The following is a 14,692-nucleotide window of genomic DNA, read 5'->3' on the forward strand; positions in this document are numbered from 1 at the left end:
TAAGTTCTCGCGCAAAAACAGGGGTTATTTAAAAAATGCACGTATTCGCGAAGCCTTCAGGCTTTCACGAAACTTTTGAAATTTATGATAAAGCCTTTACAAGCCTGTTTAGGCCTTCCTGTAAGGTCTTTCTGGGACACCCTATGTTCATTCTGACAAAGCCCGCACCGTCGGGTCCAAAGTTCAAACCATCGTTTAAACCAAGTTTCGCTTTTTCTATCAAAAACTTCATCAATTCATCTTGTGATAAACCAAGTTTTCTAAGATCAAGCCACAAAAGATAGGTTCCTTCGGGACTTATTACGTCCACACCTGCTTTTTGCAGGGCAGAAACTGCAATATCTCTATTTTCTTCCAGGTACAAAATAAGCTCGTCGAGCCAATCTTTTCCATATCGGTAAGCAACCTCAAGCCCAAGTATACCAAAAAGGTCGCCCGAACCAAAATGAAGACCCTTTAATAGCCTCAAAAGTTTTTCCCTCATTTCCGCATTTGGCACGATGGCGTAAGCATTTTTAAATCCGGCGATGTTAAAGGTCTTGCTGGCGGACATGAAAGTCACCGTGTTCATCAGGGACTCTTCGTCCAGCGAGGCAAGGGGGGTATATTTGTGGCCTGGGTATACGAAATCGCAATGAATGTCGTCGGATAAGATCGGGACTCCCGCTTTGAGGCAGGCCCTTGAAAGGGAGAGCAGCTCTTCGGCAGTCCAAACGCGTCCCACCGGGTTATGAGGGTTACACAACAAGAAAGCCTTTGCAGAAGGCAACTGCCTTTCAAGCTCACTGAAATCCATGTGCCATTTTTCGCCAAGCTGCAAACGGTTGGGAAGAACCTGCCTGTCAAGCGATTCTATCACCTCGAAAAAGGGAGGATATACCGGCGGCTGGATTATGACGCTGTCGCCCCGTGAGGTAAAAGCTAAGATAGCGGCGGCTATCCCGGGCATGACGCTTGGCACGTCGACGATCCAATCGCCTTTTATTTCCCAACCATACCGCTCGCGGACCCAATTTATTATGGCCTCATAATAGCTTTCCGTCCTCATGGGGTATCCGAAGATCCCGTGTTTAGATCTTTCTACGACAGTCTTTATCACTTCTGGAGGCGACTTGAAATCCGTATCGGCCACCCACATGGGCAAGACATCATCTGTTCCGAAGTGCTCTTTTAGCCCATCCCACTTTTCGCTGCACGTTCCCTTGCGATCTATGACCTCATCAAAATCATATCTAGCCATGTAAATGCTCCTTCCGGTGAAGTTGGCCAAGCCCGCTCATACACTTAATCTACAGGCATGGCATGAAATGTCCCTGAAAAACTTAGCTGTCAACAAAAAGGCTTGAAATGGCGGAGACAATTTTTTTAGCCGAGGCTACGTCCCCTTTAGCCTCTTCGTCCGATACGGCAGGCCAGTCGCCGGGGTGTCCCGCCTCTACGGCCCACTCTGAAAATTTCGCAAGCTCACTGTGATCTAAAGACAGCCCCTCGCAGGGGCAATGCTCTAATATGAGCTTGTAAAGGGCGTTAAGATCGTGGCTCCGCGGAAAAGGAATACCCTTTGAAATTAAAAAGGCCTTCAAAGCCCTTTCGGCGCCCATGGCAGACAGCCAGCAGGCATGCCGATTAAAGCCCAGTCCCAAAATTTTTTCGGCAACCTCGACATCATCTTTCGCGCAGTCAAGCCAAATACGCGCTTCTTCTACGTAAGGCTTCATATCCTCGTATAACACCTTGCCCTCCTTTAACATGGAGTACAATAAAGTTCCAGGGATGCTGCCCTTGATCGACAACTCCTCGGGGGTAGCGACGACCACGTCCTTTCCGCACAGAAAATCGCTCAACGCCACTCGCATCGCCACCGCCATATCCCTTTTATTAACCCCACGAGGAACAACGACCAAAAAATCTACATCGCTGTCCCAAGTATGCGTACCCCTGGCAAAAGAACCATACAATATGATCTTAAGAGGGCTAAACTCTCGTTTAAGCACTTCAACTATTGATTGGATCATTTCATCCATAATCTCGCCCCTAATTTGACGCCCCTCCCTCTTCAAGCTTTTTCGCCGAAAGGCCAATCGGCGCAGCTTCCGATACGTAGACCATCTGAGTCGGGTAAGCAAATTCTATGCCCCTCTTTTGGAATTCCTCTAAAATCGCCAGGTTGATTTCCTGCTGAATGTCCATGTAGAGGGCATAGCTCGAGGATAACACGTAATAAACCACTTCAAAGTTGAGGGAAAATTCGCCGTAACTTGCAAAATGGGCCCGATCAAAGCGCGTGTTTTCTATGGAAGTGATGATTTCTTCGACGATGTGGGGAATCTCTTTTAACTTTTCAAGGGGAGTTTGAAGTACAACGCCGAAGGAAAAGGCGACCCTTCTTTCGTACATGCGCTTATAGTTCCTGATCCTGCATTTTAAAAGATCTGAGTTTGAAAAAACGAGCTGTTCGCCCGTCAAGCTTCGCATCCTGGTGGTCTTTAAGCCGATGTGTTCGACCGTTCCGGAATAACCATCTATGACGATATAATCGCCCACCAAAAAGGGCTTATCCAACACTATTGACCAGGAGGCAAAAAGATCCTCAAGTATGCTTTGCGCCGCCAAAGCCACGGCGATGCCGCCTATTCCTAAGCCTGCGATCAGGGCCGTAACATCGATGCCCATGTTTTCCAGTGCGATCAGGACAATTATACCCCAAAAAAGGAGCTTTCCCATGAAGCCCAGCGCCGAGAGCATCGTTGCCATTGAGGGATCTTCGTCGGCTTTCTTCTTGATTTTTGTGTCTCGCCAATAGTTTATGGCCTTATCCCCCCACAAGCCCACCTGAAAGAGCAAGAAAAGTATCACCAAAATCGATATAGCTCGCGACAGCCTTACGGGGAGGGTCAAAAGCGAGGAACCTATGAGAATGGCGAGCAAAACCAGAAAATAGACGTTTATTTGCCGCACCAAATTCAGCATTAAACCTAAAACCACGTTGGGCCTGCGGTCATAAAGAATCGAGATGTACTTATCCGCGAGTCTTTTTGCATAATATAAGACACAGAAAGAAATGGCCATGACGACTATTGCGGCAAGCCATGTGCCCAGGGTGTTGCCCCAAATTTGCAAGCTCATAGGCAAAACCTCCTTCAAGTTACGTCAATTTACTTGTCTTAGCTGGCCACTTATCCGCCGTTTCCCCGAAGTCGCTCTTCCCAAGTGACGATGGAATGATAAAATTCGCGGTCGCCATAATCCAGCCCGCGGGTGATTTCTGTCACGTGGGTGTGTTTTGCATTTACCCTCTCAAGCACGTAATCCACGGCAACCTCCGGAAGACTTTCGCTGCCGCAGGTATATATATCCAAAGCCACATACCCCAGCTCGGGCCATGTGTGTATTGAAAGGTGAGATTCGCTTATGACCACCACTCCGCTTACTCCATTCGGCGGGAAGCGATGAAAGGAAACTGTCCAAATATGAGCTTTTGCGCGCTTCGCCGCTTCGACAAGTATTCCCTGCATTTTCTCGATTTCCCCTATCACGTCATTACAGCCAGAGGCCTCGACGATAAAATGATGTCCCCTCGGATCCATGCAAAACACCCCCTTTTTATATTTGTGGCTAATACGGGACAACCAACATTTTCCTACCTACCCAAGCAAGACCAAGCTAAGTTTAATACAAAGGAGCTCATATAAAAAGCCAATTTGACGCCTGAGGCAAACAAAATAAGAAAAGGGCCGCTCAACCTTCCAAGCGGTCAAGAAAATACATTGCGAGACTTGTAGTATAATAAAAAGCAACAAAGGGTGATATGGCCTGGAGGTGATGCAGGTGCTCACAGAATACATCGAAGCAGCATTGGAAAGCGCCAAATATGAAATTATCGAGGACGAAGAGCCTTATTATGGAGCCATTCCTGAATTAGAGGGCGTTTGGGCCACTGGAAAGACCCTAGAGGAATGCAGGCGCAATTTGAAAGAAACACTCGAAGGCTGGATTGTCATAAGACTGCAGCGGGGACTTGCAATTCCTCCAATAGGACAACATCGCATCACTGAGCCAGAAAGAAGACTCATGGCTAATGGCTAAACTCACACCAACTGGCTGGCATGATTTGATAAGAACGCTACGCAAGTTTGGCTTCGATGGTCCATATGTGGGTGGGAAACACCCATACATGGCATGAGAATAAACAAAAGCCTCCTTTCGCAATACACATGCAAAAGGAGGCTTTATTTTCACTGGTGGAGCTGAGGGGATTCGAACCCCTGACCTCTTCCATGCCAAGGAAGCGCGCTCCCTCTGCGCCACAGCCCCAGGACAGTGCTCATTATAGGAATGGACGAGGCTTTTGTCAACGGGAATTTTAAAATTTTTTTAACTAACGAATTATATGAAAAAGATTTTATAAGTATACTCCCTGCGCTAGAGATAGAGGTTTACCTTGAAATATCAAATCCTCCAAGATTAAAGGTCCAACCCCAATGTGTTCAACGGCGGATCTTTGGGATTAAGCGCCCAACCGGCCTCAAGGGCATCGTTTTTTACGAGGGATCGCACTTTACTCAACAAAGATTCAAGAACAGCATCAAATTCCTCATCTCGAACTGTCGAGCAGGCCTCTGTTGAAGTCTCTGCCATGCAAAAAATCGTCTCCCTCTTTGGGAGAGTCAAACTTCATCTCCCTTTGCCTGTTTCGCAGGTCATCGTTTATGCAATAAAAAAGAGAGGCTAAAAAGTCAACTTGTGGTTTTAACTCACCGAATTTTTGGTTTACACACTCAGATCCTTTATCGCCATATTCCTTCATCAAGGCTTCGTTAAACTTCTTGTATAAGTTTCTTATTGAATCGTAACGGTCTTCGGATTCATCTGAAGCTAGGATTTCTCTCATCCATTCCTTCGTAACTTCCTTAACCATGGGAGAAATGTTTTTAAGATCAATCGGCGAATTTAATGCACTCATAGAATTAACTCTCGTATTTTATTATTTGAAAGTTGATGCTTTCGCTCATGCAAGTGCATGCTGTACAAAACCCGACATTTCCATGGGCCGGGGCCATTCGGTTTGTAGCTAAAAGTTCAAGGTTCGATGCACACCCAAAATTTTTACCCTAGCATTTTAAGTACTTCGTCCTTCGATTTTGCATCAAGTATGGCTTCGGCTGCGGTATCGAGTTTAGCTTCATCGGTGACGGAGCGGATCATCTTCTCCTCAGCATGATGACAGGCCGAATTTGCGGCGCAGTTGTTTTATAAGCAGACTCTTGTTTACCTTTGATTTCACCTTTTGATTCCCCTTGTCTCATCAATCTTCTCTGCCAGAGACGGCATGATTTCTTCACCTCCAAGTTCTTTTACTATCCGTTGCATGGTGTCTTGGTCTACATCAAGAGTATAAAACAAATAAAGGATCAGTATTATCCTTTCCTCTTCGGACAAGCTTTATTATAACAGCTATCCTTATGATTCCTTCTATATCCCCTAGGGCTACCAGCTTCATTAAAAGTCAAACTTGCCAGTCAAAAAGGGTGTATCTTTTGCCTTTTGTTCTATCTCTTTGTTAGGAATTTGGGTTAGGTCCACTCAATACGTAGTTGAACTCAGGAACGTAAGGTTTTATGGATTCGTTTAAGCTGTTGAACTGTCCTTGAAAATGGGTTGTTACGTTCCAGCTTGAAGAGCCGTGATAGATAACTACGGGAATTACAGGTGTCAGTGGTTATATTTTTCTTTCTTTGCTCATCCCACGTGGACGAGTCATATAATTTAGTATTTGAAGTAAAACTCCGGGATCAGGGTATGACTTGTGTTCAAATACGAAGTAAAGCTGTCCTTTTGTGTCTGAGCTATTTTGCATTCCACGGCTATGTCCATGTAGTACTTGTTGTAGCCTTTGATCTTTTCTGTTGGGAATGAGTTTCATTTCCTTTAAATCTATTTGACTTGAAAGCTCCTATTGGCAGGAATTCCTTTATGAATTGTCTTACGTTTGCTTCGTCAGACATTACCCTTTTAAACAGTCTGTCATGTGGGTCTTTGGGCGTTAGGTCGTCTTTTGGCAAAGGTGAGGCCTCCTTTGGTTGAAGATGATTTTAATACAGCAATCAAGGCATGAAAATGCTAAAAGCTGGCACATGGTGCATCGTTTGCTGATGATATCACGAAAAGATGCCGAACGTAACTTGATCTTTAGTCTATATTTAAGCCTTAGTTGCATTTAAAGGAAAATTAGGCATTTTCCGTCAGCTTTGTTAACTTTTGAATTAAAATTCAAGATTAAAGATCCGACCCCAGAGTTCCCCAGAGTTTACGATATGCAATCCCACGAAAGCGGCGTCCCAAATTTTATGTCCCGTGCGGATTTTCGGCCTAAAACTTCCTTTAAAAATTTGGGAGGGAGGCCATAGCCGGGGCGGATGGAACGCACGTTTTCTTCGGTAAAGGTTTCGCCGGCCTTCATGTCCTTTACCACAAACAAGGACCGTCTAAAGACCCTGCTTTGCGTTTCCTTTTCGCTAACGCCGTAGTAGACCCTGCCCAAGGCCTTCTCGACCGTCCTTACGGCATCGATCAAAGCCTTAAGCTCGTGAGGTTCTATGGAAAATGCCCTGTCAGGGCTTGGGATATCGCGAGACAATGTAAAATGCTTTTCTATTATGCAGGCTCCGACGGCAACGGCAGCAACGGGCACTTCTATGCCCAGGGTATGGTCGGACAACCCTACGGGTACGCCAAAACCCTCGGCCATGTGAGGTATCGTGCGCAGATTCATCTCCCCAGGGGGCGCGGGATATGCGCTGTTACACTTAAGCAGAGCAATTTGCGTCGCTCCTGCCCTTTTGGCCGCAGTTACGGCTTCATCTATTTCCGCTAAAGTTGCCATGCCGGTGGAAATTATCAAAGGCTTTCCCGTTTTGGCCATTTTTTCGATCAAGGGGATATCGACTATCTCAAAGGAAGCCACCTTATGGACGGGGACGTTCATTTCCTCCAAAAAATCCACGGCCGTCGGGTCAAAGGCGGTAGAAAACAGGTCAAGTCCCATATCGTTTGCTATCTCCTTTAGCCTGGGTTGCCATTCCCAGGGCATATAGGCTTCGGAATAAAGGTCGTAAAGCGACTTGCCCTCCCAAAGGCTGCCGGATTTATGACAAAACAAGGAGGAATCTGATTTAACGGTCATGGTATCGGGCGTATAGGTTTGAAGCTTTATAGCGTCAGCTCCTGCCTCTTTGGCAGCGCGTACGGTTTTTGCGGCCTGCTCGAAAGACTGACTGTGGTTGGCCGACATTTCGGCAATTATGTAGGTAGGATAACCAGGCCCTATATCACGATTATTAATTGCAAAAGTTGTACCCATTTACCCCGGCTCCTTTCGCATTTCATCTATTCGATGCGCAATTTGTTTCATTTTATCTTCATCAACAAAGATGTCGTCAGTGTAGCGAAGCATATGCAGATTATCCTTAAAATCTCCGACACAAGGTTTGACTTCTCTACCTAAAACAAGGCGCACAAGCATTCGAGGCGTAAACGCACCGGCAGCGAAGCCAAGGCTTGCCGCTCCTCCGTAGCGGGGATTGACTTCTATGAACTTTACCTGTCCGTTATGCAAGAAACATTGAATAGTGTTATGGCCGATTAAATTTAAGGCTTTGGCCAAGCGCATCGATTCGTTAATTATATCCCAATTTTTGCACGTTCTGCCTATGAACGACTCACCGCCAAATATCGACAGTCGCTGACGGGGAACTACGCTCAATATATTACCCGCGAAATCCGCAAACAGGTCAACGGTATATTCCGGCGCCTCAACATATTCCTGAACGATTGGATCCTCTAGGCGGTTTAAAAAGTAATCCAGCTCAGGTTTTGAATTCACGCGAAACGCGCTCTTGCTTCCCTTGCCAAACCTGTCCTTGACGAAAAGGGGGAAATCAAAAACTATATCCGTTTCTTTATAAGTTTTAGGCACTGAAAAGCCGTGTTTCAAACAAAATTCAACGAACAGGCCTTTGTCCTGGCATATTTTAATAGCATGCGAGCTTGAAACCATCACGCATACACCGATATCGTTCAGCCTTTCCCGCTCCCCGACAAAGAAGGGCAACTCTTCATCTCTTGTAGGTATGAGAAGTTTTATCTCGTTCTTCCTGCAAATATTCTGCACCGTCTCACGAAAATCCTCGCCCAGACCTGTCGGGACAATGTATGCCTTATCCGCAAAATACAGCGCTGCGGACTTTGGGCTTGCGTCTATTGCTATTACCTTTCCCCCGCCTTCTTCGCTTAAAGCCCGGCTAAAGGCTTTTACGAGCGATACCTTACGGGAGACGCTGGTGATTAGGACGTTCATCGAGCAATCAGTTCCTCTAGTTGCCAGGATAAAACTTTATACTTATTGTCCATTCCGCACTAGCTTCCTTTCATATTCGACAATTTGTTGTGTGCCTTCTTCGAGCGTCGTGCTGGGAACCCAGCCTGTTATCTTATTAAACAGAGACATATCTGCTTGGCTTGACTCCCTCTGAATATCAGAAGTAATTTCGTTAATCTGCAAGGTACCTATCCTTTGCTTCAAAATATCGATTACTTCGCCAATGCTTCTAGACCTGCCTAAACCTAGGTTAACAATGCCTTCGGCATTTTGCGATTCGGCGAGTTTAATCAGGCCCTCGGCCACATCATCGGCATAAATGTAATCAAATCGGCTGTCTTTCCCCCAAACTTCAATTCGCTCTCCTCGCAATCCAGCGCGAACCCATCGAGAAATGACGTCGCGCGAGCCTCGACCATATACCCTAAAAATACGCGCGGAAACTGCTCGAAATTGCCTCTCTGTGTCTTCTAGAAAACTTAACTCCCTCTCCGTGAAATATTTGGCAAGACCCACCAGGTTTCTTGGAGCGATTGGATCAGTCTCTTTTAAACTGCAAACTTCTATAGCTCCCATATACAACTTGGGATCATATATCAAATAACTGGAAGCAAAGACAAACAGCTTAAGAGAATCCAATGAAGATACCTTTTCCAGCAACCTGTGCGTGGCTAAAACATTGTTGTCAAAACTGGTCTTCCAATAGCCCGGGCTTTCTATCGTTCTTTCAAAAGTAGCTGCCAGATGAAAGATCACCTCAGGCCCAAATGAAGCGCATTCATCAGGTATTACCTTTGAAAGGTCTGCTTGAACGTGCTTTATAGAATTATCGCTCCAGTTGGTAGGTTTTATATCCACGGACAAAAGTTGAGCGCTCTCCGAAACCAATCGGCTGACAAGCGCTCTTCCTATTATTCCCATAGAACCTGTAATCAATACTTTTTTCCCATTCCACCTCATATCAAATTTCACCCTCATTCATCGCTTTGATAAGTCGTTGAAAACCTAATCCGTCTATGTTTAAACACCCAATAGAGATCGTTGTCGAGCGCTGTCTTTTGTCTTTGATCAAACGCATTAATACCTCACTAATATCACATGGCTCAAGATTCTGATGTTCACCCATGTTCAATGACATGCCTATACGGGTAGTTTCTTGTAATAAAATTGCCTCTTGCTTCGCACGACTCAATCCAACGAACGGCACCCCCATAAACGCCAGCTCCCAACAGGTTGTGCCTCCTGCAGTTATAGCCACATCAGCCCAGGCCATCAGTTGGGACATATCTTTAACGTCTCTTTCGATGCGAACAGGCAAATTTGCGGTCTCAACAAAATCTTTTAAGGCATCATAATGAGGATTGCTGCCACCGACTACGCAAACGGCTTCAAAGCCGTCTATGTCGATATTCTTTAACGCCTGAAGCACCTTTAGCGTGACGTTTTGCGGGTCGCTTCCCCCCATCGTGACAAGCATCTTTCGGGCAATCTCTGGTATTTCCCGCTTGTAACCTTGCCACCTTAAAAACTCACGCCTTAAGAGCACGTAGCGGGTTCCAAGCAGAAGTTTCGTATAGGAAGCCCTGTTTCGGTAAAGATTTTCGTCGGCATGTATGTTTTGGTTTAAAACTATGTCGGCAGGGTAATAGTCTGCATGTCCGTAGTCGTCGATGAACAAAAGATTTAAGCCTGCTTCTTTTATGATCTTTTGATAATCTCCGCCAAAATGATATCCGTCAACAACGACCCATGAGGCCCCATACTTATGCGCCAGCTTCATCGTCAAACGTGCATCCTCCGCACTGCCGGGCTTCGCGTTTATATGAAGGGCCTCAAACCCCTCGGCGGTGAGTCTTGCCTCTGCGTTGGGCGATTCCGTTGCCAAGACAAAAACCACATCACCGACGCCATCCTGCCAAGCCTGAGCCAGGGCCAGACAGCGCATTACATGGCCGCTGCCTAAATTTATGCCGGAGTCGACGCGTACCAACAAAACGTTATTGCCTACCAAACTCATGGCAGTGTCTTTTGTACGATGTGTTTATTGATCTCAAGCCATTCGGGGTGTTCTTTTAGCAAATCTAGCACCTCGCGCCAGGAGAACAAATCGTGCCCAAAGTGGTCGTAAATACGGCGGACAAATTCCAGGTCTTCCTGGGTGTCCACCGTCCAGCGCATGAAAGACAGATCTTCGTCGTTGCAAACGGCCTTTATGCTAAATTTTTCTGGATGGCGGTAAATGTAAGGCGTAACATGCTCGCGCCAGGCGGGGTTTTTGTCCTCATGCCATATTCGCTCCAAAACGTCAAAGCCAAAGACCTCAGTATCAAGTCCGCGCGGATAATTACGGGTATGGGCATAATCCGGTTTTGCCTCGATGAATTCTTTAATCACCAAATCAGTAACTTCAGGCTCTATCAAAGGACAGTCCGATGTGATGCGAACGACCACATCGGCAGAAAACTGTTTTGCTGCCCTGTAATAACGGTCCAACACATCCTCTTCGCTTCCCCGAAACCAGGGCCAGCCTTCGCTTTTGCACAAATCTACCAGGACATCGTCTCCGGGTTTTGTCGTGGTTGCCACGACGACCTCGTCCAGCAACTTAGCCCTTCGCATGCGGTTTACGACCCTTGCAAGCATGGGTTTTCCTGCCAAATCCTTTAACACCTTGCCCGGAAGGCGCGTGCTTCCCATGTGGGCTTGAACTATAGCTACTATGCGAGTCATATCCATTCACCCCAAAATGCTTAATTTACTCAGCGTACGCGCTAAGCGCTTTTTTAACCGCCCTAATGACATCCTCGGCGTCCCTGTCGCTCATCGCAGGAAACAAGGGAAGCGTAACGATTTCTTCGTAAGCTTTCTCCGCCACAGGGCACAAACCTTTTCCATAACCCAACTTATTGTAATAAGGATGCCAATAAACGGGAATATAGTGCACGTTAACGCCGATGTTTTCGGCCCGCAGGGCGCCAAAGACCTGCTGGCGATTCGCGTTAAGCTTGCTTAAATTAAGCCTAACTACGTAAAGATGATACGAAGACTTCCTGTCGTCCCGCTGGGCTAATGGAGAAAGTGCAGGCATATCAGCAAAGGCCGAGTCGTAAAGGGCAGCTATTTGCCTTCTTCTTGCCACGAATTTATCGAGCTTCTTTAATTGGCTTAATCCCAAGGCGCAGTTTATGTCGGGTAACCTGTAATTGTAGCCCAGTTCGGCCATTTCGTAAAACCATGAGCCGTTAGCCTCGCGCTGTCTGTGGTCCGTGGTAATGCCGTGGTTTCTAAAGGCGCGCAATTTTACGGCAAATTCAGGATTATCTGTTATAACCATCCCGCCTTCACCTGTAGTTATATGCTTTACGGGGTGAAAGCTAAAAACGGTCATATCGGCAAGCGTTCCAACCTTACGGTTTTTGTATGTAGCACCCAGCGCATGACAGGCATCGGCTATGAGGATAAGACCGTGTTCATCGGAAAGTTTTTTTAAGGCGTCATAATCGCAGGGTTGACCCGCGTAATCTACTGCTATTATGGCCTTCGTCTTGGGCGAGACCTTCGACTCCACCGAGGAAGGATCCAAAAGCAGCGTGTCGGCCTCAACATCGGCAAAGACGGGACGTCCCCCACAGTAAAGCACGCAGTTTGCGCTTGCAGCAAATGTCATAGGCGTCGTTATGACCTCGTCTCCCGGACCTATGCCTGCAGCAAAGGCTGCAGCATGAAGCGCTGCCGTACCGCTGTTTACGGCGACGGCATATTTAGCCCCCACCATTTCGGCAAAGCGCTTTTCAAACTCCGCCACTTTGGGCCCTGTGGTCAGCCAATCCGAGCGCAGTACGTCGACGACCGCTTTTATATCGTCCTCGTCTATGCACTGATGGCCGTAAGGCAGGAGCGTATTTCTTACGGGACTACCTCCCTCTACAGTTAAAGTATTTTTATCGTCCAAGCTCAATTCACCTTGCCTTGCTTTGCGTAATCGTCCAGGCTTTCGACCATGTCTTTAAGTTCTTCTCCCGTAAGCCACCAGCCGTTGCTGTCGCTGGTATAGCAAAAACCGTCCGGCAAAGGTTTACCGCCGTCGCCGTCATCTTTCTTCCAAAAGGAATGCTCCGGTTCGATGACGTAAAAGCCGTCATATTCCCTGGCGTGTCTTGCCTCTTCTGCCGTAATCAGGCATTCGTGAAGTTTTTCGCCCGGACGTATGCCTATGGTCTCCTTGCATATCCCCGGAGCCAGGACGTCAGCAAGGTCAACTAAGCGCATGCTTGGAATTTTAGGCACAAAAATCTCGCCGCCCTGCATCCTGCCGATGCTGTCGATGACGAAACGCACTCCCTGCTCCAGGGTGATCCAAAACCTGGTCATACGTTCGTCGGTAAGCGTTATCCTGCCCTTTTCCCGCTGGGTTAAAAACAAAGGCACCACGCTTCCCCTGCTTCCCACGACGTTCCCGTAGCGAACGACGCTGAATTTAGTCTTTCTGCTCCCCGTGTAGGCATTGGCCTGAACGAACAGCTTTTCCGCGACAAGCTTAGTGGCTCCGTAGAGATTGACGGGCTGCACGGCCTTGTCCGTACTTATGGCCATGACCTTTTCAACGCCGTTATCTATTGCGGCATCTATGACGTTTGCCGACCCGTCGATGTTTGTCTTTATTGCTTCGATGGGGTTGTATTCGCACGTTGGGACCTGCTTTAAGGCCGCGGCATGGACGACTATATCAACGCCGTTCATCGCACGATATACGCGCTCCCTGTCTCTGACGTCTCCTATGAAAAACCTTAGCCTAAGGTCATCGTCGAACTCTTGGCGCATCTGGTACTGCAAATATTCTCCTCTAGAAAAGATCCTTACAGCCTTGGGGTTGTGGGTTTCAAGGAGCGTGCGGGTAAATTTTTTCCCAAACGACCCGGTCCCCCCGGTAACTAAAATAACCTTACCGTCCATATACATAAAACTATCCCCCTGCTCGATGACATGCACATACAAATTCTATATAAATTATCGGCACCGTTGCATTTTTTGATAAGCAATGGTGCCGATAATGGTTACTTTATCTTTACTTAATAAACAATCTTACAAAAACCCATCATAGTTTCCAGAGTTATATCCTCCTATTCAGCATTTCATTGTATAGGTCAAGGTGACAACTTATCATTTTATCTAACGTAAATCGGGCTTTAAAATCGGCATATGCTTTATCGATAATCCGTTTCTTTTCTGCATCATCCATCTCAAGTACGTGAATCAATACTCTGGCCAAGGAGTCAGCATCCCCACTTGGGAATAAAAAGCCTGTTTCTCCATCCGCAATTACTTCATTAATTCCTGGAATATTGCTACCAACTCTTATAACTTTCTCTCGCATTCCTTCAACTAAACTTAACGGCAACCCTTCGCTCACTGAAGGAAGCACTAGCATATCCATAAGCTTTAAAAAATGGGACGCCTCTTTTTTGTAACCGGTAAAAACAACACTGCCTCTTATGCCTAATTCATCAGCTAACTGTCGCAACATTTCAATATCGCCTTCACCTATAAAAACGGCCATTATTTTTCCGCAATCTGATGGGATTTTATTTAACGCATCAACAAGTAAAGCCTGATTTTTCCTTTTTCCAATAGTTCCTATACAACCAATGATTTTTACTCCAGATTGCCTAAGGGAAATCAGTTTTTGCCAATCCGGATCATCATATTCATATTCACAATTAAGACACTCACAAATTCCGTTATAGAGTACTCGCATATTAGGGTTTTGCACTCCTAATGATCTCAATAATATATAATCCCCTTTGGAAACAGCTATGACCTGGTCAACACAATCGAGTAAAAAAACATCCATCTTTTCTTGTTCCATAGTTTTGTTCATTCCCCAACCATGCATAGTTTGTAAAATCGGAATGTATCTATTTAAGCCTGACCTGGCAATCATTGCCACCATGCTTGGGACTGCGGCATGGGAGTGAATGACATCTATATCTTCCTTTATCAATAACTGTCGTAGAGCCATAGAGGCATTTATATTTTGATATATATCTCGTTTAAAAGTGGAATCGCACAAGATTATTGAGACATGTTGACGTCGTAGGTCTTCTAGATACTTTTCGTAATGTTCATACCCAGGATATGTGGTCTTAGAAGCAAAAACAAACACTTTGTGGCCCCGATTTAAAAGACTACAAGATAAATCGCAAACTACCTTTCCTGCACCGCCGTGCAAAAAAGTAGTACACATCAGGATATTCATATATCATATTCCTTTCAATTTAATTCTTCTTACTAAAAGATCTTCGTAGTTTATTATTT

General features: G+C 46.1%; 16 protein-coding genes, 1 tRNA gene and 1 pseudogene. 1 reads left to right on the forward strand and 17 read right to left on the reverse strand.

Features of this window, described 5'->3' with window-relative positions; genetic code table 11:
- Positions 1–82: 82 nt before the first annotated feature.
- From AC5SXE_RS08335 to speD, 4 genes are all read right to left on the reverse strand, one after another.
- Positions 83–1,240 carry a MalY/PatB family protein gene (locus AC5SXE_RS08335; protein WP_493917165.1) on the reverse strand — a complete coding sequence of 386 codons (1,158 nt, stop codon included), beginning with the start codon at positions 1,238–1,240 and terminating at the stop codon, positions 83–85.
- Between the two features lie 82 nt (positions 1,241–1,322).
- Complete coding sequence (locus AC5SXE_RS08340; protein ID WP_493917166.1) at positions 1,323–2,024, reverse strand: nucleotidyltransferase domain-containing protein; 702 nt, start codon at positions 2,022–2,024, stop codon at positions 1,323–1,325.
- Positions 2,025–2,034: 10 nt separating this feature from the next.
- Positions 2,035–3,126 (reverse strand): mechanosensitive ion channel family protein, encoded by a 1,092-nt coding sequence (locus AC5SXE_RS08345; protein WP_493917167.1) that lies wholly within the window; start codon positions 3,124–3,126, stop codon positions 2,035–2,037.
- 50 nt (positions 3,127–3,176) lie between these two features.
- On the reverse strand, positions 3,177–3,587 hold the full coding sequence (gene speD, locus AC5SXE_RS08350; protein WP_493917168.1) for an adenosylmethionine decarboxylase: 411 nt from the start codon (positions 3,585–3,587) through the stop codon (positions 3,177–3,179).
- A gap of 235 nt (positions 3,588–3,822) precedes the next feature.
- Here speD and AC5SXE_RS08355 point away from each other — a divergent pair, with 235 nt between their 5' ends.
- Positions 3,823–4,086: a type II toxin-antitoxin system HicB family antitoxin gene (locus tag AC5SXE_RS08355; protein ID WP_303882879.1), complete on the forward strand. Its 264-nt coding sequence runs from the start codon at positions 3,823–3,825 to the stop codon at positions 4,084–4,086.
- A 153-nt stretch (positions 4,087–4,239) separates the two neighbouring features.
- Here the strand turns inward: AC5SXE_RS08355 and AC5SXE_RS08360 are convergent.
- The 13 genes and pseudogenes from AC5SXE_RS08360 to AC5SXE_RS08420 all read right to left on the reverse strand — a co-directional run bounded on the left by AC5SXE_RS08360 (position 4,240) and on the right by AC5SXE_RS08420 (position 14,633).
- Positions 4,240–4,314 (reverse strand) — tRNA-Ala (locus AC5SXE_RS08360).
- A gap of 280 nt (positions 4,315–4,594) precedes the next feature.
- The gene (locus AC5SXE_RS08365; RefSeq protein WP_493917169.1) at positions 4,595–4,963 is read right to left on the reverse strand and encodes a hypothetical protein; all 369 of its coding nucleotides are present in this window, start codon (positions 4,961–4,963) and stop codon (positions 4,595–4,597) included.
- Between the two features lie 317 nt (positions 4,964–5,280).
- Positions 5,281–5,439, reverse strand: a complete 159-nt coding sequence (locus tag AC5SXE_RS08370; RefSeq protein WP_493917170.1) for a hypothetical protein — start codon at positions 5,437–5,439, stop codon at positions 5,281–5,283.
- 121 nt (positions 5,440–5,560) lie between these two features.
- A pseudogene (locus AC5SXE_RS08375) lies at positions 5,561–5,923 on the reverse strand (Rpn family recombination-promoting nuclease/putative transposase).
- Positions 5,865–6,062, reverse strand: coding sequence for a hypothetical protein (locus AC5SXE_RS08380; RefSeq protein WP_493917171.1), 198 nt, complete (start codon positions 6,060–6,062; stop codon positions 5,865–5,867). The pseudogene AC5SXE_RS08375 and the gene AC5SXE_RS08380 overlap by 59 nt, the downstream one beginning before the upstream one ends.
- A 245-nt stretch (positions 6,063–6,307) precedes the next feature.
- Positions 6,308–7,360 carry a pseudaminic acid synthase gene (gene pseI / locus AC5SXE_RS08385; RefSeq protein WP_493917172.1) on the reverse strand — a complete coding sequence of 351 codons (1,053 nt, stop codon included), beginning with the start codon at positions 7,358–7,360 and terminating at the stop codon, positions 6,308–6,310.
- Positions 7,361–8,356: an ATP-grasp domain-containing protein gene (locus tag AC5SXE_RS08390; protein WP_493917173.1), complete on the reverse strand. Its 996-nt coding sequence runs from the start codon at positions 8,354–8,356 to the stop codon at positions 7,361–7,363.
- Positions 8,357–8,398: 42 nt separating this feature from the next.
- Complete coding sequence (locus AC5SXE_RS08395) at positions 8,399–9,337, reverse strand: NAD-dependent epimerase/dehydratase family protein (protein ID WP_493917174.1); 939 nt, start codon at positions 9,335–9,337, stop codon at positions 8,399–8,401.
- A gap of 1 nt (position 9,338) precedes the next feature.
- Positions 9,339–10,394: a UDP-2,4-diacetamido-2,4,6-trideoxy-beta-L-altropyranose hydrolase gene (pseG, locus tag AC5SXE_RS08400; protein ID WP_310849148.1), complete on the reverse strand. Its 1,056-nt coding sequence runs from the start codon at positions 10,392–10,394 to the stop codon at positions 9,339–9,341.
- Positions 10,391–11,107, reverse strand: a complete 717-nt coding sequence (locus tag AC5SXE_RS08405) for a glycosyltransferase family protein (protein ID WP_303883783.1) — start codon at positions 11,105–11,107, stop codon at positions 10,391–10,393. Before AC5SXE_RS08405 ends, pseG begins: the two co-directional genes overlap by 4 nt.
- 25 nt (positions 11,108–11,132) lie before the next feature.
- The gene (gene pseC / locus AC5SXE_RS08410) at positions 11,133–12,329 is read right to left on the reverse strand and encodes a UDP-4-amino-4,6-dideoxy-N-acetyl-beta-L-altrosamine transaminase (RefSeq protein ID WP_310849147.1); all 1,197 of its coding nucleotides are present in this window, start codon (positions 12,327–12,329) and stop codon (positions 11,133–11,135) included.
- Between the two features lie 2 nt (positions 12,330–12,331).
- Positions 12,332–13,336, reverse strand: coding sequence for a UDP-N-acetylglucosamine 4,6-dehydratase (inverting) (gene pseB, locus AC5SXE_RS08415; RefSeq protein WP_303883787.1), 1,005 nt, complete (start codon positions 13,334–13,336; stop codon positions 12,332–12,334).
- Between the two features lie 151 nt (positions 13,337–13,487).
- Positions 13,488–14,633 carry a glycosyltransferase family 4 protein gene (locus tag AC5SXE_RS08420; RefSeq protein WP_303883789.1) on the reverse strand — a complete coding sequence of 382 codons (1,146 nt, stop codon included), beginning with the start codon at positions 14,631–14,633 and terminating at the stop codon, positions 13,488–13,490.
- Between the last annotated feature and the right edge of the window lie 59 nt (positions 14,634–14,692).

It is taken from the genome of Acetomicrobium sp. (assembly GCF_059026225.1).